This is a genomic window from Streptomyces lydicus, from assembly GCF_000717345.1.
In the GTDB taxonomy this organism is placed as follows: domain Bacteria; phylum Actinomycetota; class Actinomycetes; order Streptomycetales; family Streptomycetaceae; genus Streptomyces; species Streptomyces lydicus.
Window position 1 is genome coordinate 19,151 of sequence record NZ_JNZA01000014.1, and the last position, 17,178, is coordinate 36,328.

General features: G+C 72.3%; 15 protein-coding genes. 6 read left to right on the top strand and 9 right to left on the bottom strand.

Annotated elements, in window-relative coordinates; translation table 11 throughout:
• Positions 1–984, top strand: coding sequence for an alpha-ketoacid dehydrogenase subunit beta (locus tag OO62_RS15220; protein WP_033267945.1), 984 nt, complete (start codon positions 1–3; stop codon positions 982–984).
• A 23-nt stretch (positions 985–1,007) separates the two neighbouring features.
• Positions 1,008–2,471, top strand: coding sequence for a dihydrolipoamide acetyltransferase family protein (locus tag OO62_RS15225; protein WP_033268106.1), 1,464 nt, complete (start codon positions 1,008–1,010; stop codon positions 2,469–2,471).
• Positions 2,472–2,623: 152 nt separating this feature from the next.
• On the opposite strand, the gene OO62_RS39960 is transcribed toward OO62_RS15225, so the two are convergent.
• Positions 2,624–2,800 (bottom strand): hypothetical protein, encoded by a 177-nt coding sequence (locus OO62_RS39960; RefSeq protein ID WP_164993280.1) that lies wholly within the window; start codon positions 2,798–2,800, stop codon positions 2,624–2,626.
• A gap of 207 nt (positions 2,801–3,007) precedes the next feature.
• Between OO62_RS39960 and OO62_RS41330 the strand changes: the two genes are divergently transcribed.
• The 3 genes from OO62_RS41330 to OO62_RS15240 all read left to right on the top strand — a co-directional run bounded on the left by OO62_RS41330 (position 3,008) and on the right by OO62_RS15240 (position 6,010).
• Positions 3,008–3,871, top strand: coding sequence for a GNAT family N-acetyltransferase (locus OO62_RS41330; RefSeq protein ID WP_033267946.1), 864 nt, complete (start codon positions 3,008–3,010; stop codon positions 3,869–3,871).
• A 112-nt stretch (positions 3,872–3,983) separates the two neighbouring features.
• Positions 3,984–4,667 (top strand): GntR family transcriptional regulator, encoded by a 684-nt coding sequence (locus tag OO62_RS15235; RefSeq protein ID WP_033267947.1) that lies wholly within the window; start codon positions 3,984–3,986, stop codon positions 4,665–4,667.
• Between the two features lie 89 nt (positions 4,668–4,756).
• Complete coding sequence (locus OO62_RS15240; RefSeq protein WP_033268107.1) at positions 4,757–6,010, top strand: MFS transporter; 1,254 nt, start codon at positions 4,757–4,759, stop codon at positions 6,008–6,010.
• 118 nt (positions 6,011–6,128) lie between these two features.
• Here the strand turns inward: OO62_RS15240 and OO62_RS15245 are convergent, their stop codons facing one another.
• Both OO62_RS15245 and OO62_RS15250 read right to left on the bottom strand, forming a co-directional pair.
• Complete coding sequence (locus OO62_RS15245) at positions 6,129–6,953, bottom strand: maleylpyruvate isomerase family mycothiol-dependent enzyme (RefSeq protein ID WP_033267948.1); 825 nt, start codon at positions 6,951–6,953, stop codon at positions 6,129–6,131.
• Between the two features lie 147 nt (positions 6,954–7,100).
• Positions 7,101–7,631 carry an LURP-one-related/scramblase family protein gene (locus OO62_RS15250; protein ID WP_051733214.1) on the bottom strand — a complete coding sequence of 177 codons (531 nt, stop codon included), beginning with the start codon at positions 7,629–7,631 and terminating at the stop codon, positions 7,101–7,103.
• Positions 7,632–7,695: 64 nt separating this feature from the next.
• Here OO62_RS15250 and OO62_RS15255 point away from each other — a divergent pair, with 64 nt between their 5' ends.
• Positions 7,696–9,504, top strand: coding sequence for an NHL domain-containing thioredoxin family protein (locus tag OO62_RS15255; RefSeq protein WP_033267949.1), 1,809 nt, complete (start codon positions 7,696–7,698; stop codon positions 9,502–9,504).
• 51 nt (positions 9,505–9,555) lie between these two features.
• Here the strand turns inward: OO62_RS15255 and OO62_RS15260 are convergent, their stop codons facing one another.
• From OO62_RS15260 to OO62_RS15285, 6 genes are all read right to left on the bottom strand, one after another.
• A complete protein-coding gene (locus OO62_RS15260; RefSeq protein ID WP_033267950.1) occupies positions 9,556–10,209 on the bottom strand; it encodes a DUF4232 domain-containing protein in 654 nt (217 codons plus the stop codon).
• Between the two features lie 173 nt (positions 10,210–10,382).
• Positions 10,383–11,255 (bottom strand): helix-turn-helix domain-containing protein, encoded by an 873-nt coding sequence (locus tag OO62_RS15265; RefSeq protein WP_033267951.1) that lies wholly within the window; start codon positions 11,253–11,255, stop codon positions 10,383–10,385.
• 175 nt (positions 11,256–11,430) lie between these two features.
• Positions 11,431–12,447 (bottom strand): hypothetical protein, encoded by a 1,017-nt coding sequence (locus tag OO62_RS15270; protein ID WP_106974858.1) that lies wholly within the window; start codon positions 12,445–12,447, stop codon positions 11,431–11,433.
• A 298-nt stretch (positions 12,448–12,745) separates the two neighbouring features.
• Positions 12,746–13,555, bottom strand: coding sequence for a DUF4232 domain-containing protein (locus OO62_RS15275; RefSeq protein ID WP_051733216.1), 810 nt, complete (start codon positions 13,553–13,555; stop codon positions 12,746–12,748).
• A 201-nt stretch (positions 13,556–13,756) separates the two neighbouring features.
• On the bottom strand, positions 13,757–15,793 hold the full coding sequence (locus OO62_RS15280) for an AfsR/SARP family transcriptional regulator (protein ID WP_033267952.1): 2,037 nt from the start codon (positions 15,791–15,793) through the stop codon (positions 13,757–13,759).
• 1 nt (position 15,794) lies between these two features.
• Positions 15,795–17,090, bottom strand: coding sequence for a M18 family aminopeptidase (locus OO62_RS15285; RefSeq protein WP_033267953.1), 1,296 nt, complete (start codon positions 17,088–17,090; stop codon positions 15,795–15,797).
• Between the last annotated feature and the right edge of the window lie 88 nt (positions 17,091–17,178).

The following is a 17,178-nucleotide window of genomic DNA, read 5'->3' on the forward strand; positions in this document are numbered from 1 at the left end:
ATGGCCGTCTTCGAGAAGATCACGATCGCCAAGGCGATCAACGAATCGCTCCGTGCCTCCATGGAGGCCGACCCCAAGGTCCTCGTCATGGGCGAGGACGTCGGCAAGCTCGGCGGCGTCTTCCGCGTCACCGACGGTCTGCAGAAGGACTTCGGCGAGGACCGGGTGATCGACACCCCGCTCGCCGAGTCCGGCATCGTCGGCACGGCCATCGGCCTGGCGCTGCGCGGCTACCGCCCGGTCGTCGAGATCCAGTTCGACGGCTTCGTCTTCCCCGCCTACGACCAGATCGTCACCCAGCTCGCCAAGATGCACGCCCGCGCGCTGGGCAAGGTCAAGGTGCCGGTCGTCATCCGCATCCCGTACGCGGGCGGAATCGGCGCGGTCGAGCACCACTCCGAGTCGCCCGAGGCGCTGTTCGCGCACGTCGCGGGCCTCAAGATCGTCTCTCCCTCGAACTCCTCCGACGCCTACTGGATGCTCCAGCAGGCCATCGCGGGCGACGACCCGGTCATCTACTTCGAGCCCAAGCGCCGCTACCACGACAAGTCCCGGCTGGACACCGAGTCGATCCCCGACCCGCTGCACAAGGCCCGGGTCGTCCAGAACGGCTCCGACCTCACGCTGGCCGCCTACGGCCCGATGGTGAAGGTGTGCCTGGACGTCGCCAAGGTCGCGGCCGAGGAGGGCAAGTCGGTCGAGGTCGTCGATCTGCGGTCGCTGTCGCCGATCGACTTCGACACCGTGCAGTCGTCGGTGCAGAAGACCGGCCGGCTGGTCGTCGTGCACGAGGCACCGGTCTTCTTCGGCTCCGGTGCGGAGATCGCCGCCCGTATCACCGAGCGGTGTTTCTACCAGCTGGAGGCACCGGTCCTGCGGGTCGGCGGCTTCCACTCCCCGTACCCGCCCTCCCGCCTGGAGGACGAGTACCTGCCGGGGCTGGACCGGGTGCTCGACGCCGTTGACCGTGCGTTGGCGTACTGAGGGTTTGAGGAGAGTTCGTGACCATGACTGCAAGTACCGCCAACGCTCAGCGCTTCCGCGAGTTCAAGATGCCCGACGTGGGCGAGGGGCTGACCGAGGCAGAGATCCTCAAGTGGTACGTCCAGCCGGGCGACACCGTCACCGACGGCCAGGTCGTCTGTGAGGTCGAGACCGCCAAGGCCGCCGTCGAACTGCCCATCCCCTACACCGGGGTGGTGCACGAGCTGCGCTTCGGCGAGGGCGTCACCGTCGATGTCGGCACCGCCATCATCGCCGTCGACACCGACCCCGGCGCAGGTCCCGCCGAGGCCCCGGCCGCCGCGCCGCAGGAGGCCGCGGCCGACGAGGAGGCCGAGCCGCAGGGCCGGCAGGCGGTGCTGGTCGGCTACGGCGCCGCGCCGTCCTCGACCAAGCGCCGGGCCCGCAAGCCGCAGCCGGGCGTACCGGCGCAGCCGGAGCCGGCGAAGGCCGCGCTCCAGGCCGAGCTGAACGGACGGGCCGCTCCGGCGGCGCCCGCCACCCCCGTCGCGCCTGCTGTTCAGCCCGCTCCGGCCGCTCCGGCCGGGAGTGCCGTACCCGCCGCGGGCCGGCCGCTGGCCAAGCCGCCGGTGCGCAAGCTCGCCAAGGACCTCGGCATCGACCTGGCGACGATCCTCCCCACCGGCCCGGACGGGATCATCACCCGCGAGGACGTGCACGCCGCCGCCACTCCGGCGGCGGCACCGGCCGAGGCGCCCGCGCCCGTCGCGGTCGCCGCGGCCGAGCCCGGCACCGTCGACACCGCCGCACGCGAGCGGCGGGTGCCGGTGAAGGGCGTACGCAAGGCCACCGCCCAGGCGATGGTCGCCAGCGCCTTCACGGCTCCGCACGTCACGGAGTTCATCACCGTCGACGTGACCCGGACGATGAAGCTCGTCCAGGAGCTGAAGCAGGACCCGGACATGGCGGGGCTGCGGGTCAACCCGCTGCTGCTCGTCGCCAAGGCGTTCCTGGTCGCGCTCAAGCGCCACCCGGAGGCCAACGCGGCCTGGGACGAGGCGAATCAGGAGATCGTCTACAAGGACTACGTCAACCTCGGCATCGCGGCGGCCACCCCGCGCGGGCTGATCGTCCCGAACATCAAGGACGCCGGGGCCAAGACGCTTCCGCAACTCGCCTCCGAGCTGGGCGACCTGGTCGCCACGGCCCGCGAGGGCAAGACGTCCCCGGCGGCGATGGCCGGCGGCACGGTCACCATCACCAATGTCGGTGTCTTCGGTGTCGACACCGGTACGCCGATCCTCAATCCGGGGGAGTCGGCGATCCTCGCCTTCGGCGCGGTCAAGCTCCAGCCGTGGGTGCACAAGGGCAAGGTGAAGGCCCGCCAGGTCACCACCCTGGCACTGTCCTTCGACCACCGTCTGGTCGACGGCGAACTGGGCTCCAAGCTGCTCGCGGATGTGGCGGCCGTCCTGGAGCGCCCGAAGCGGCTCATCACCTGGGGCTGAGCCGGCATACGGGACCATTCGGCCCCGGGGTGCGGTTTCACGTGAAACCACGCCCCGGGGCCGGGTCGCGTGCGGAGCGGCGTCGTTTCACGTGAAACGGCGCTCCGGGTCTGGCGGCGGCCCTGCAGTGCGGGCCTGCGGCACCGGGCCGGTCAGCCGCGGATGAGCTCCACCGCGCGGCTGAAGTGCGCCACCGGGCCGGTCGGGCCGGACTCGTCGGCGTGTGCCGCGCCGCGGGTCAGCGCGACGCCTGCCCACAGGCCGGCAACGATCAAAGCCAGTACGACGGTGTTCCGCATACGGCGGCCGGCGTTCGTGCTGGACTGCATGGTCAACTCCCCTTGGGTTCGGAGCCTCCCCGGCTCCCTGCCTCCATTCACCCATGGGATTCGGGCCGATCCGTACGCGCCAGGTAGGGACTGCCGTCCACCTTTAGGTGGACCCTACGTCCGCCTGTGGTCCCCCTTCACGAGGGCGATCGCCCCGCGCCCGTAAAGCGTTTGCCGCCGAGGACCGCGCTGTTTACGGTCGGCGCAATGAGCAACGAAGTGATCATCCGGCGCTACCAGGCCGCCGACCAGGACATTGTCAGCGACCTGTGGTCCCGGGCCGCACGGCAGGCGCATCCGTTCCTCGTGGGCGAGGGCGAGGGTGAGCGCGCCCGGATCCTCCGCGAGGTGTATCTCGTCCGGGCCGAGAACTGGGTCGCCGAGTGTGGCGGCACCGTCGTCGGGCTGCTCGGGCTCCTGCCGGCCGGACGGAACGGCGACGGCCCCGGTGCCGAGGTCGGCGGGCTGTTCGTCGCGCCGGAGGCCCAAGGTGCCGGTGTCGGACGGCAGTTGGTCGAGCATGCGGCGGCGCGCCACGGCGCGCTGTCCCTGGAGGTCTTCGAGGAGAACGCCCGGGCCCGCCGCTTCTACGCGCGACTCGGCTTCAGCGAGCGGGGGCGGCGAACGGACGAGGAAACCGGCCATCCGCTGGTCGCGCTGGAGCGCGCCGCACCGCTGAAGTCGGTGAGCTGGCTGCATCTGCGCGAGGGGCGGCTGCTGAGCGTACGGACCCGCGGGAACGACACGTTCTACCTCCCGGGCGGCAAGTACGAGCCCGGCGAGACGGCGCGCGAGGCGCTCTCCCGTGAGCTGGCCGAGGAGCTCGGGCTGGTGGTCCCCGCCGAGGAGCTGCGGGAGGCGTTCGTCATCCATGACGTCGCGCACGGCAAGGGCGGACGGCGCCTGCACATGACCTGCTTCACCGGCGGGCCGCAGGACATCGCCCCGGCCCCGGGCCGGGAGATCGCCGAGTACGCCTGGTTCGACCGCCGGGAGGCACACGAGCGCTGCGCTCCCGCTCACCGCCAGGTCGTGGGCCGGCTGATCGCGCAGGGCCTTATGCAGGGCTGAGGCGGGACTCCGGGCGGCTCAAGAGGCCAACTACCAGGACAAACACCCCCGGGACTGTCCGCATCGCGGAATGCGGCGTCGGACGCATACCTGTTGTATCTATCCTGTGCGCATGCCTGCCGCGTCGCCGCCCGCCGCCCCTGCCCGAGAGCCCTCCGCCAAGCAGCCGCCCGCTGCCGAACGGGTCTACACGCACATCAAGGACGCCGTCCTGGACCGCCGCTACGAGGGCGGCATGCTCCTCACGGAGGGCGAGCTGGCCGATGCCGTGGGGGTGTCCCGGACGCCCGTGCGCGAGGCGCTGCTGCGGCTGGAGGTGGAGGGGCTGATCAAGCTCTACCCGAAGAAGGGCGCGCTGGTGCTGCCGGTCTCCGCGCAGGAGATCGCCGATGTCGTCGAGACCCGGCTGCTGGTGGAGAAGCACGCCGCGGCCAAGGCGGCGCCCGCGAACGAGGCGCTGATCGGCGAGCTGACCGAGCTGCTGGAGACCATGCGGGCGCAGGCCGAGTCCGGTGACCTGGCCGCCGTCTCCGTCACCGACCGCGCCTTCCATGCCGCGATCGTGCGCAGCGCCGGCAACCAGATCCTGGACCGCCTCTACGAGCAGCTGCGAGACCGTCAGCTGCGGATGGGCGTCGCGGTGATGCACGCCCACCCGGACCGGATCGCCAAGAACATCACCGAGCACGCGGAGATCCTCGAGGCGCTGCGGGCCGGTGACGCGGAGGCCGCGACCGACGCCGTGCACCGGCACGTCAGCTGGGTCCGGAACCTCGCGCAGGGAGAGGTGCGATGAGCGCCGGCACCGGGGGGCCGGAGGGCTCCGGCACAGCTGGCTCCCCCGCCCGGCTGCTGTCCGCGGATCCGCCCGGCGGCCGCACGGCGATGGCGGTCTGGGGCATCGGCGTCGCGGTCTACTTCGTCGCGATCACCTACCGTACGAGCCTCGGCGTGGCCGGGCTGGACGCCGCCGAGCGCTTCCACATCAACGCCTCGGCGCTGTCCACGTTCTCCATCCTTCAGCTGCTGGTGTACGCGGGGATGCAGATACCCGTCGGCCTCATGGTCGACCGGCTCGGCGCCAAGAAGGTGCTGACCATCGGCGTGGTGCTCTACACCGCCGGCCAGTTCGGCTTCGCGCTCTCCTCGTCCTACCCGATGGCGCTCGGCTCCCGCGCCCTGCTCGGCTGCGGTGACGCGATGACCTTCATCAGCGTGCTGAGGCTGGGTTCCCGCTGGTTCCCGGCCCGCCGCGGCCCGCTGATCGCGCAGATCGCGGCCCTGGTCGGCATGGCGGGCAACCTGATCTCCACGCTCGTCCTCGCCCGCTTCCTGCACACCTTCGGCTGGACCCCGACCTTCGCCACCAGTGCCGCCGGCGGCATCGTCGTGCTGATCGTCCTGCTGCTCTTCCTCAAGGACCACCCCGAGGGGTTCGAGCCGCCGCCCGCGCCCGCCGCGCACACCGGCGCCGGCTTCGTTCGGCGGCAGATCGCCGAAGCCTGGCGGGAGCCCGGCACCCGGCTGGGCATGTGGGTGCACTTCACCACCCAGTTCCCGGCGATGGTGTTCCTGCTGCTGTGGGGCCTGCCGTTCCTCGTCGAGGCGCAGGGCCTGTCCCGCGGCACCGCGGGTGAACTGCTCACGCTCGTGGTGCTCTCCAACATGGCGGTGGGCCTGATCTACGGCCAGGTCATCGCCCGCCACCACGCCGCCCGTACGCCACTGGCCCTCGGCACCGTCGGCGCCACCGCGCTGATGTGGGGGATCGTGCTGTCCTGGCCGTCCGCGCACGCGCCCATGGGGCTGCTTGTCGCGCTCTGCACCGTGCTCGGTGCCTGTGGTCCGGCCTCGATGATCGGTTTCGACTTCGCCCGGCCCGCCAACCCGCCCGAGCGCCAGGGCACCGCCTCCGGCATCGTCAACATGGGCGGCTTCACCGCGTCGATGACGACCCTGCTGGCGGTCGGCGTGCTGCTGGACGCCACCGGCCACAACTACCGGATCGCGCTCGCCTCGATCTTCGTCCTGGAGGCGGTCGGCGTGTCCCAGATCCTGCGACTGCGCCGCAGTGCGGCACGGCGGGAGAGCGAACGGCTGGTCGTCAGCCGGGTCGAGGCGGTGCACGTCCCGGCGTGAGGCGGTGGGGGCCGGCCCGAGGCGGCGGCGAGAACCGGCGTGAGTCGGTGGCGGGGGCCCGCTGTTTCACGTGAAACGTCCCGCCGGGACGCCCCCGCCCCGTCTCCCGGTCTCTCCGCTACGGCGTGACCGCGAAGTTGGTGAGGATGGCGTCGGCGAGCTCGGGGTCGCCGTCGATCTTGATCTGGTCGGCGACGGCCGCGGGGCGGACCCGGCCGCAGGCCAGCTGGTGGAAGGTGTCCCAGTCCAGTGCGAGCGTCACGGTCGGGCCGAGGGAGACGCTGCCGTCGATCGTGGCATTGCCCTCGGCGTCGATGCGGACCGTGCGCAGGAACTCCAGCGGTCCGCTGACGTCGAAGACGACGGCCGAATCGGCGGGGGCCTGGGCGCGCTTGGCGACGACGCCGGGCAGCACCTTCACCAGCAGATCGCGCGTGATCTGCGCGCCGGGGGAGTCCAGATTGCCGGGCTTGCCGAGCGCGCGGCGCAGGTCCTGCTCGTGCGCCCAGACGTCGAACGCCCGCTGCTGCAGCACGAATTCCAGCGAACGGTCCTCGCCGAGCGGGCTGCGCACCACGGCGTCCGGCTGACGGGACTCGTTGCGCAGCTGCCGGGAGCGGCGGATGACGGTGTATTCGAGCTCGCTGAGCATCTCGGGAGCGGTGTGGTGCCGGCGGACGTCGACCTGCACCTCCATGCGGCGGGCCGATTCGCTGCGTACGTGGTAGAGGTCGCGCGGCAGTGTGTGGATCGGCCGTGGGTCGCCCAGCATTTCGCATTCCAGGCCGATGACATGGGAGACCACATCGCGAACGGACCATCCTGGCAGGCATGTCGCCTTGTTCCACTCGCCCTCGACGAGCGGAGTGACCAGCTCGGTTATCGCTTCTATGGAGTGCGTCCAGGCATCGATGGAGGACTGAAGGCTGGGATGGACGGTCACGGGACCCCTCGGACGGTTCGTACGCGGGCTGCTGTCTGTGCAGTTAAGTTACGCTGCGCACGGGCACCCCGGCAGTGCTTTCGGGGGACCATCGTAGGCGGATGTGCCCCTGCCGCAGCGGGCCGCGGCCCTTCCGGCGCCCGCTCCTCAGTCCTCGCCGCGCTCCCGCTCCGCCAGCCGGATCACACCCACCGCGATGGCGATGAGCAGCGGCGGATCCGCGTCGTCGCGTACGACATTGACCGCATAGGTGTCGCGGACGGTCAGCCAGCGGCGGGAGATCTCCGCGAGCAGTTCGCCCTCGTACTCGACCGCGAACTCGCGGTCCAGGATCTTGCCGCTGACGTCCAGTGCGGTGCCGTCCACCAGCTCGACGCGGTAGTGGTTGCGCAGCAGCGAGAGCCGCTTGCGCTTGATGGTGGCCAGCGGCTGGTCGTCCCGCTCGATCGTCATCGTGTCGCGCAGGGCCAGCATCTTCTTGCGGATGGTGATCAGCACCCGGCGTTCGGGGTCCTTCAGCTCGAAGGTCTCCCGGAGCCGCAGCGCCTTCCCGTCGACGAGGAACGCGTGGTGGCCGTGCTCGTCCTCGATCCAGTAGTCGTCGCCGATGCCGAAGATCCGGTCGCGTACGAGGTACTTGCGGGAGCGCGGGGGAGCCCCCGCGGGGGATGGCTGCATGGGTGACGTGTTCCCCGGTGCCCCTGCGGAATGCGCACGCACCGGAGTGACGTTGAATGTCCACATGGCTTCACGTGCACGCGTCCGGGCCCCCGAGCTGATCGGCAAGGGCGGCTGGCTGAACACCGGCGACAAGGATCTCACCCTCTCCGACCTGCGAGGACGCATCGTCGTCCTGGATTTCTGGACGTTCTGCTGTGTGAACTGTCTGCATGTCCTGGACGAGCTGCGGGAGCTGGAGGAGCGGCACCGCGACACGGTCGTGATCATCGGTGTGCACTCCCCGAAGTTCGTGCACGAGGCCGAGCACCAGGCGGTCGTGGACGCCGTCGAGCGCTACGGCGTCGAGCACCCGGTCCTGGACGACCCCGAGCTCGCCACGTGGAAGCAGTACGCGGTCCGGGCCTGGCCGACGCTGGTGGTGATCGACCCCGAGGGGTACGTCGTCGCCCAGCACGCCGGCGAGGGCCATGCGCACGCCCTCGCGAAGCTCGTCGAGGAACTGGAGGCCGAGCACGGCGCGAAGGGCACGCTGCGGCGCGGCGACGGCCCGTACGTGCCGCCGGAGCCGGTCGCCACCGATCTGCGCTTCCCCGGCAAGGCCGTACGGCTGCCGGGCGGCACCTTCCTGGTCTCGGACACCACCCGGCACCAGCTCGTGGAGCTGGCGGCGGACGGCGAGCAGGTGCTGCGCCGGATCGGCAGCGGCGAGCGCGGCCTGACGCCGGACTCCTTCAACGAACCACAGGGCCTGGCGCTGCTGCCGGACGGCACGGTCGCGGTGGCGGACACCGTCAACCACGCCCTCCGGGTGTTCGACCCCGCGACGGGCGCCCTGGAGACGGTGGCCGGCACCGGCAAGCAGTGGTGGCAGGGCTCACCGACCTCGGGCCCGGCCCGCGAGGTGGCGCTGTCCTCGCCGTGGGACCTCGCCTGGTGGCAGGACCGGCTGTGGATCGCGATGGCCGGCGTGCACCAGCTGTGGACGTACGACCCGGCCACCGGCACGGTCGAGGTCGCGGCCGGCACGACCAACGAGGGCCTGGTCGACGGACCGGCCGCCGAAGCGTGGTTCGCCCAGCCGTCCGGGCTCGCGGCGGCCGGCGACCGGCTGTGGGTGGCGGACTCGGAGACCAGTGCCGTGCGCTGGGTCGAGCGCGCCGAGGGCGGTGACGGCTATGTCGTCCGCACGGCCGTCGGCACCGGCCTCTTCGACTTCGGGCACCGCGACGGGCCCGCGGACCAGGCGCTGCTCCAGCACCCGCTGGGCGTGACCGCGCTGCCCGACGGCTCGGTCGCCGTCGCCGACACCTACAACCACGCCCTGCGCCGCTACGACCCCGCCAGTGGCGAGGTCACGACGCTGGCGACGGATCTGCGGGAGCCGTCCGCCGCGGTGCTGGCCGAGGACGACATCGTGGTCGTGGAGTCGGCGCGGCACCGGCTGACCCGGCTGCGGCTGCCCGAGGAGGCGGTGCGCGTCGAGTCGGTGGCGCACCGCACCCAGCGCGCGGCCACCGAGGTCACCCCGGGCGCCCTGCGGCTGGAGGTGGTCTTCCAGGCCCCGGCGGGCCAGAAGCTGGACACCCGCTACGGTCCGTCGACCCGGCTGCTGGTCAGCGCGACCCCGCCGGAGCTGCTCGCCGAGGGCGAGGGGGCGGGGACGGATCTCGCCCGCGACCTGGTGCTCGCTGACGGTGTCACCGAGGGCGTGCTGCACGTCTCGGCGATGGCCGCGTCCTGTGACGACGCCCCGGACATCGAGTACCCCGCCTGCCATGTGCACCAGCAGGACTGGGGCGTTCCGGTGGAGGTCGTCGACGGCGGGGTGGCCCGGCTGGGGCTGGTCCTCGCGGGGCTGGACGCGGAGTAGCGGCTCGGTGCCCGGGCCTGCCGGCAGGCCCGGGCACGCATGGTGCGGGGGCTACTTCCCGACGCCGGCCGCCAGCTCGGCGCCGTGGATGCTCGACGACCAGTTGGTGACCTTGCTCTTGCCGACGGAGATGTGCAGCCGCTTCTCGGCGAAGTTGACGGTGGCCGGGCCGTGCGTGACGGAGCTGGCCGAGGTGCCCATGAAGTCGACGGCGACCGACTTCTGCTCGGTGCCCTTGGCGGCCGCGGTGTTGGTGGGGATGACCGCGTAGGCGTAGCCGTGGGAGGGCACCGTGATGCGGGTGCCGTCGAACTGACCGGGGGTGCCCTGGAGCAGCGGCAGCGGGTTCTTGGCGTTGTTGAAGCGCAGCAGCGGGGCGTTGTACAGCTTGCAGTCGCGGCTCGTGTTGTTGTTGAACTTCACGGTCACGTGGCTGTCGGCGCCGGTCTGCTGGGAGAACCTGAGCTTGTACGTGCTCGGGTAGCAGTCGGGCACACGTCGCGACGCCGCACCCGCTCCTGCGCCCGCCGCGGCCGCACCACCACCGATGATCTTGCGCTTCTTGCTCTTGGACGACGAGGAAGAGGACTTCTTCGACTTCTTCGAGGAGTGGCTGTTGCAGCCGGTGAGTGCGAGTGACCCGGCCAGTCCGAGGGCGAGCGCGGCGTAGGCGGCGGAGCGGCGGCGGGAGCGGGCTGCGGTCATGGGTGGTTCCCCCAGTGGGTCGCTGCGGTCAGCGAGGTGTGTCTGTCATGGCACGGCCACGATATCGAGCGCGGTCGAATGCGCCAGGGCGGGTGCGCGGGGCACCCGGCCGGAAGTACGTCGGCGCAGGTCAGGTGGGTCGGGTGGGCCGGTGGGCGGGAGGTGGGCGAGGCTCATTCCGGACAACTGGGCAATGCGGTGTTTTCCAGCTGTTCCGGGCGGATCCGGATGCCCGGCACCCACATCTGTTTCCCCTCGTGATCGATCCGGAACCACATGCTGCTGTGCCCGCCCACCTCGTCGGTGACGGTCACCCCGTTGGCGATCCGGCAGACCGCGTGCAGCACATCGCCGTGCCAGACGTGTCCCACGACGTTGGAGCGGCGGTAGACCCGGTACGGGTCCCGGGCCAGGGAGAGGGCGCAGTTCTCGGTCCGCCGGTGCTGACAGTCCCGTTCGACGTTGTGCACGGTGATCAGGGCCGAGCCGGTGCCCCGGGCCGGGGTCTGCGGAGGCGGGGTCCCACCGCCGTCCGGGGAGTCGTCGGGCCCGGTCAATGCCGGGACCGCCAGTGCCGCCGCGGTCAGTACGGCGGCGGTACCGAGCACGGCGAGGGCGAGCCGCAGCCGGCGCCGCCCGGCCGCTGGTGCCGTCGTGCCCCCGGCCGGTGGCTCCGCACCCGTCGCTCCTGCCGGCTCCGGCGAGGGCGTCACGCCGGATTCACCCGCGTCCGCCGCCTCTTGGGCCCGGTGGAGCAGTTCGACGAGGGCGGGCAGCCGGTCCTCGCCGGTGAAGGAGAGCTTGCACCACTGCACCAGCAGCCGTTCGTCGGGCAGGCTCTGCCCTCGCAGATAGCGGGAGAGGGACGAGCGGCTGGCAGGCAGCCGGCCCTCCAACTCCTTGAGGCTGTAGCCCAGTTCGCCGTGCATGCGGCGCAGGGCGGCGACGAAGTCCCGTACCGGTCCGGAGAGTTCGTCGGGGAGCGGCGCGAGCGGCTTGCGGCGGGGATGAGCGGCGTGGTTCTGATTGCCAGGCACGTCTGGCATTCCAGCACAGCGGACATGCCCGCGCGAGGGGCACTTCCGCTCCCCTGTGACGGAAGTGCCCCTCGTTACACGATCCGGATCGGACCCGGGTCGGTTGGTGACGTTTCACGTGAAACCCACGGATGTTTCACGTGAAACGCCGGGTTGCGCCGTACCGGCCTTGCGCTCGGGCCGGTCAGTCGCCGAACGTGACGGGCCGGTAGGGCTTGAACTCCGCGTCCCCGCCCGGCAGTCCGTAGGTCAGCGTCCGGTGGTCGGTGCCGTGACCGCCGCGCTGCTCGTAGGCCGTGTACGAGGAGTGCGCGTCGTTGTTCCACTTCTCGAAGATCACGACATGCCGGTTGTTGTTGTCGCCGGCCGCGTCGATGAGCAGGTCACCGGGCTTCAGCTCACCGAGCGCGATGGGGCGGGTGATGCTGCGGTCGGTGGCCAGGCCCACGGTGTTGGTGCCCGGTGTCGGCAGTCCCAGCGCCATCGAGGCGTAGCCGGAGCAGTCCTGGCGATAGCCGTCCTTCCAGATCTTGGCCTGGCTGTACGGGACCTGGGAGCCGTTGTTGGCGGTGAGCCAGGTGGCGGCGCGGTTGAGCATCTCCTGCCGGGAGCCGCCGGGCTGCGGCTGACCGCCGCCGCCCTGGACCGGTACGCCCGGCAGCCGGTCCTGCGGGATGTCCACGGCGACCACGCTGAGGAATCCCGTGACCGGCCCGGTGAGGTGGGCCATGAACGTCGAGCAGGCGGAGCCCTCGCAGACCTTGCGGCCGGTGTCGACCTGGTAGTCGGCGGTGATCCGGTCCTGGCCCGGCGCGCTTTTGTTGATCATCCCGACGGCAGGGGAGCCGGTGTCCGCGGTGGCGTGCACCACCCACCGGGTGCCCCAGGTCGGGAAGTCGGCGGCGGCCGCGGCCTGGCGTACGGAACCGGCTCCGGTGGTGCGGGCGGAGACGGTGGTGGCCGTTGCCGCGGTGTCGCGGGTGAGCTTGGTGGCGCCCGCCGACGGGCCGGCCGGCGTGCCGTGGGCGAAGCCGGCGAACCCGGTGACCCCGAGGCCGGCCGCGGCCACCGCGGGCAGCACCCGGCGCACCACCGCCCTGCGGAACGGGGACCGCCGGTGCTCCGCCGGGCCGCCCGCGGCGGCGGTGTGGTCCGTGGGGGTGGTGGAGTCCGCCGGGTGCGTGCTGCTGTGCTCGTACATGCCGATTCCCCTCCGTGGACGGCCGGTTGGCGTCGTGCCTGTCGGCCTGTCGGTGAGCCGCCGGGTGGTCTGGCCGCGGCGACGGAGACCATCGTGAGCCGGGGGCGCGGGCCCGTCGGAGGTTCTGCGTCCCGCGGGACGTCCCGGCCCTGTGCGCGGCCGTGACCTGCGGGGACGTCGTCCGCGTGAGACAGGAGGGACCGTCGCACGAGACATGACGGGACGGTGGGCATGCGAAAGGGCGCCCGTCGGGGGTACGGGCGCCCTGGCTCAGGGGTGGTGGCTCAGTGGCTCGGGCTCACCAGGTCGTCGCCTCGTTCGCGTCGGACTGCCAGTACGTCACCCAGGCGCTGTCGTCGACGTACACCGAGCCGCCGGGGATCGGCACGGCGGCCGAACCGCCGACGCTGCCCTTGCCGTCACGGCCCGGGAGGCTGACGGACAGGGAGGTCATGGTGCGGCCGTTGTGCCCGGAGCCGTCGGCGGACGACGTCATCACACCCGCGTAACCGGACTCGCCGGGGGCGAGGGTGACCACGGCCTGCGGCTTGCTGTCCGGCAGTTCGGCGAGCGGCGCCTGTGCCTCGTCGAACCTCAGGTACGGGGCCAGGTACAGGTCGCAGGTGGCGCCGGAGGTGTTGGTGGCCACCAGCAGCAGGTGATTGACCGGCCGCTTCAGCGGCTGGGCGACGATGCGGATCTTGGCGGCGTCGCAGGCGCTGTGCCGCACGGCCGGTGCGCTGCCGCCCTTGCCCGCGCCCTGCGCCCGGGAGCCCGCCCCGGCGCCCGGTGCGGTCCTGCGGAGATCCTTGGCGGACGCCTGCTCCGCGCCGCCCCCGGCGGGCCGCGCACCGCCCTGCGCGACGCTGCCACCCGTCGCCGGGGTGCCGGCGCCGGTGTCCGGCGTCCCGTCCGCCGGGCCCTTGGCGTCCTGCTGTACCGGGTTGTACGGCTTGGCGGCGCCGGTCCGCAGCGGGTTGTCCTGGCCGCAGGCGGTGAGGGTGAGCGCGGCGACGGCGGTCAGCCCGGCCGCGGCGATCCGCAGCGTACGGCGGCGGACGGTGCGGGACGTACGAGGGCTGCTGGCGTGGCTCAGGCTGCGCGGCATCTCCGGTCTCCCCCGGGTCGGTGGTGGTCGTGCGTTCTGTGGACCACTCTGCCGCCGGCCGTTGCCGTGTCACTAACGTGCGCCTAACGTCCCCGTGGCGCACGAGGCGGCCGGTGCGGCGGCCGGGCGTCAGGCGGGCCGACCGCGACCCGCTGCTTGCCTCCGCCCCGGCCCCCGTAGTTCCTGGTGCCGCTCAGCCGTTCAGCCGCGCTCGCCGCTCTCCTCACCGGCACCGCTCCTCCTGCCCTTGCCGCCCTCCCCGCGCTCGTCGCGCGCGAAGAGCTGCGTGAGCGTGCTGATCGTGTAGACGTCGGTGGCCTCCTCGTCCACCAGATGCATCTCGGCGAGCCGGTCCAGGCCGTCCTGGGTGCGCTCCGGGTCGTACCCGGCGAGTGCCGCCGCCACCGAGGCGTTGAGGTGTCCGTCCGCGCTGGTCGCCAGGGCACTGAGCAGCCGTGCGTCGTCCGCCGACAGCCGGGCGACGGACATCCGCAGCGCCGCCGCCATCCCGGTGTCCTCCGCCGACAGCAGCGCCAGCCGCCGCCGCTCGTCGCGCAGGGCCGCGGCGAGCCGGGCCAGCCGCCAGCGCGGCCGGGCGGTCAGCTGGGCGGCCGCGGCGCGCAGGGCCAGCGGCAGCCCGTCGCACAGGTCGACCAGCTCCCGGGCGGCGGCCGGGTCCTCGGCCACCCGCTCCGGACCGAGCATGGCCCCCAGCAACGCCGCGCCCTCCTCATGGCCGAGCGCCTGGAGCCCGACCGGACGGGCGCAGTCGGTGGCGACCAGACCGTCGAGTCGGCTGCGGCTGGTGACGACCGTGGCGCAGTGCAGGCCGCCGGGCAGCAGCGGCCGGACCTGCGCCGAGCTACGCGCGTTGTCGAGGACGACCAGCAGCCGGCGCTCCGCGACCAGCGACCGGAACAGCGCCGAGGCGGCCTGTGCCGAACCGGGGACCCGTTCCGGGGGCGTACCGAGCGCGAGCAGGAAGTCGCGCAGGATCTCGGCGGGCGCCGCCTCGTCGCCCTCGCCGAAGCCCCGCAGGTCCGCGAAAAGCTGCCCGTCGGGGAAAGCGTCCGCGTGCAGATGGGCCCACTGCACGGCGCAGGCGGTCTTGCCGACCCCGGCCGGGCCCGCGACCACCGCCAGTGGACTCTCACCGGTCGTACGGTCGGTCAACGCCTCGGTCAGTGCGCCGAGTTGTTCCTCCCGCGCCAGGAAGCGGGCCGGGGGCCTGGGCAGCAGCCGCGGTGCCGCACCGGTCCGCCCGGAGCCGTCACCGGCCGCCGAGCCGCCTTCCGTGCCGCCCCGGGCGCCGCTCGCGCCACCGGCAGCGGGTTCCCCGGCGGGCGCCTCGACCGCGTCTCCCGCGTCGGCGCCTCCCTGGAGGGGCACCCGGCCGCCCTGGCCGTGTTTCACGTGAAACGACGGTGCCCCCGCGGGCCCCTCGCCCGCCCCGCGGGTGGCGTCCGCCGGCCGGCTGGGCTGACGCCCCGCGCCCGCCGCCTCGGCGCGCAGAATCTCCTCGTACGCCTCGCGCAGCCGCTCGCCGGGATCGACACCCAGCTCCTCGTTGAGCAGCCGGCGGGTGCGGTGGAACCACTCCAGCGCGTCGGACTGCCGGCCGGTGCGGAACAGCGCCCGCATCAGACCGGCGATCAGGCCCTCCCGCAAGGGGTGGTTGACGGCGGCGGAGTAGAGGATCGCCGCTGCCTGCTCATGCTCACCGAGCGCGCCGTGCGCCCGTCCCAGTGCCTCGACGGCCGTCAGCCGGCGCTCCTCCAGGGCATGCGCCGCGGCCGCGAACGGCGGGCTGGTGACCGTGCCGGTCAGCGCGGGACCGCGCCACAGCCCCAGCGCCTCGCGCAGCAGCGGTACCGCGTCGGCCGGTGCCGCCTCGGGCCGGGCCAGCGCCACCAGCTCGCCGAACCGGTGGGCGTCGATCAGTTCTTCCGGCAGGCGCAGCAGGTAGGCCGAGCCATGGGTGGTCAGCTCGATGCCGTACGCCTCCGCCCCGCCCTCGGCGAGCGTGGCGCGCAGCCGGGAGACATGGCCTTGGACGACCGTACGGGCATGTTCGGGTGGCTCCTCCTCCCACAGGGAGTCGATCAACTGCTCCAGTGGGACGGTGGTGTTGGGCTGCAGCAACAGCAGCGCCAGCACACTGCGCCGTTTGGCGGGCCCGAGCGACAGCTCTCCGGAGCCGGTCGTCACGGCGATCGGGCCGAGCAGTGAGAATTCCAACTCAGCCCTCCAGGAAGGCCGTCAGGGCGTTCGCCAGCAGGTAGGGGTCCTCGGCGCCGCACAGTTCACGTGCCGAGTGCATGGACAGGATCGCCACGCCGATGTCGACGGTGGCGATACCGTGCCGGGCCGCGGTGATGGGACCGATCGTGGTCCCGCACGGCATCGCGTTGTTGGAGACGAAGCTCTGCCACGGCACCCCGGCCCGCTCACAGGCCGCCGCGAAGACCGCCCGCCCGCTGCCGTCCGTCGCATAGCGCTGATTGACGTTGACCTTGAGGATCGGGCCGCCGTTGGGCATCGGGTGGTGGCTCGGGTCGTGCCGCTCGCTGTAGTTGGGGTGTACGGCGTGCCCGGTGTCGGACGAGAGGCAGACGGTGCCGGCGAAGGCCCGGGCCCGGTCCTCGTACGAGCCGCCGCGCGCGAAGACCGAGCGCTCCAGCACCGTCCCGAGCAGCGGGCCGTCCGCGCCGGTGTCGGACTGGCTGCCGTTCTCCTCGTGGTCGAAGGCGGCCAGCACCGGGATGGTGGTCAGCCGGCTGCCGGCGGCGGCAGCCGCGGTGAGCGCGGCCGTACCGGCGTGCACGGACAGCAGGTTGTCCATCCGCGGTCCGGCGACCAGCTCGCGGTCGCGGCCCAGGTAGGCAGGTGGCTCGATGCTGTGGACCATCAGGTCCCAGCCCTTGACGTCCTCGGCCGGGACGCCGGTCTCGTCGGCGACGAAGGAGATCAGATCGCCCTCGGCCACCTCGCCCAGACCCCAGATCGGCGTCATGTGGCGCTGCTTGTCGAGCTTGAGGCCCTCGGAGTTCACCGAGCGGTCGAGGTGCACCGCCAGCTGCGGCACTCGCATCAACGCCCGGTCGACATTGACCAGTCGGTGGCTTCCGTCCGCCAGCGTGATCCGGCCGCTCAGCCCCAGATCGCGGTCGAGCCAGGTGTTGAGCAGGGTGCCGCCGTAGATCTCGACGGCGATCTGCCGCCAGCCGCGGGCGCCGGTGTCCGGAATCGGCTTGACCCGCAGATTGGGAGAGTCGGTGTGCGCCCCCACAATGCGGTACGGAGTGGCGGCGGCCACGCCCTCGGGCACGTACCAGGCGATGATCGCGCCACCGCGCAGTACGTACTTCCCGCCGCTCTCGCCGTCCCAGGCGTCGACCTCCGCGACCTGCCGGAAGCCGGCCTTCTCCAGCCGCTCCGCCGCGTTCGCCACCGCGTGGTAGGGCGACGGGCTGGCGGCAAGGAAGGACATCAGGTCGTCGGTGTGGCCGCGATCGAAGCGGGCGGAGTTGGTCATGGATTCAGCATAAGGAGCAGCGCCCCGCATTCCCCGCGCGCGTGCGGCGCGACTCCGTACCCTTCCGGCCACGATTTCCGTATTCGAG

Bases quoted from the DNA above. Each gene is read 5' to 3' on its own strand.
- OO62_RS15220 (WP_033267945.1), top strand. From the start codon at position 1: ATGGCCGTCTTCGAGAAGATCACGATCGCCAAGGCGATCAACGAATCG.
- OO62_RS15240 (WP_033268107.1), top strand. From the start codon at position 4,757: ATGGCGGTCTGGGGCATCGGCGTCGCGGTCTACTTCGTCGCGATCACC.
- OO62_RS15285 (WP_033267953.1), bottom strand. From the start codon at position 17,090: ATGACCAACTCCGCCCGCTTCGATCGCGGCCACACCGACGACCTGATG.
- OO62_RS39960 (WP_164993280.1), bottom strand. From the start codon at position 2,800: ATGCAGTCCAGCACGAACGCCGGCCGCCGTATGCGGAACACCGTCGTA.
- OO62_RS15275 (WP_051733216.1), bottom strand. From the start codon at position 13,555: ATGCCGCGCAGCCTGAGCCACGCCAGCAGCCCTCGTACGTCCCGCACC.
- OO62_RS15255 (WP_033267949.1), top strand. From the start codon at position 7,696: ATGGCTTCACGTGCACGCGTCCGGGCCCCCGAGCTGATCGGCAAGGGC.
- OO62_RS15270 (WP_106974858.1), bottom strand. From the start codon at position 12,447: ATGTACGAGCACAGCAGCACGCACCCGGCGGACTCCACCACCCCCACG.
- OO62_RS15225 (WP_033268106.1), top strand. From the start codon at position 1,008: ATGACTGCAAGTACCGCCAACGCTCAGCGCTTCCGCGAGTTCAAGATG.
- OO62_RS15260 (WP_033267950.1), bottom strand. From the start codon at position 10,209: ATGACCGCAGCCCGCTCCCGCCGCCGCTCCGCCGCCTACGCCGCGCTC.
- OO62_RS15250 (WP_051733214.1), bottom strand. From the start codon at position 7,631: ATGCAGCCATCCCCCGCGGGGGCTCCCCCGCGCTCCCGCAAGTACCTC.
- OO62_RS41330 (WP_033267946.1), top strand. From the start codon at position 3,008: ATGAGCAACGAAGTGATCATCCGGCGCTACCAGGCCGCCGACCAGGAC.
- OO62_RS15265 (WP_033267951.1), bottom strand. From the start codon at position 11,255: ATGCCAGACGTGCCTGGCAATCAGAACCACGCCGCTCATCCCCGCCGC.
- OO62_RS15235 (WP_033267947.1), top strand. From the start codon at position 3,984: ATGCCTGCCGCGTCGCCGCCCGCCGCCCCTGCCCGAGAGCCCTCCGCC.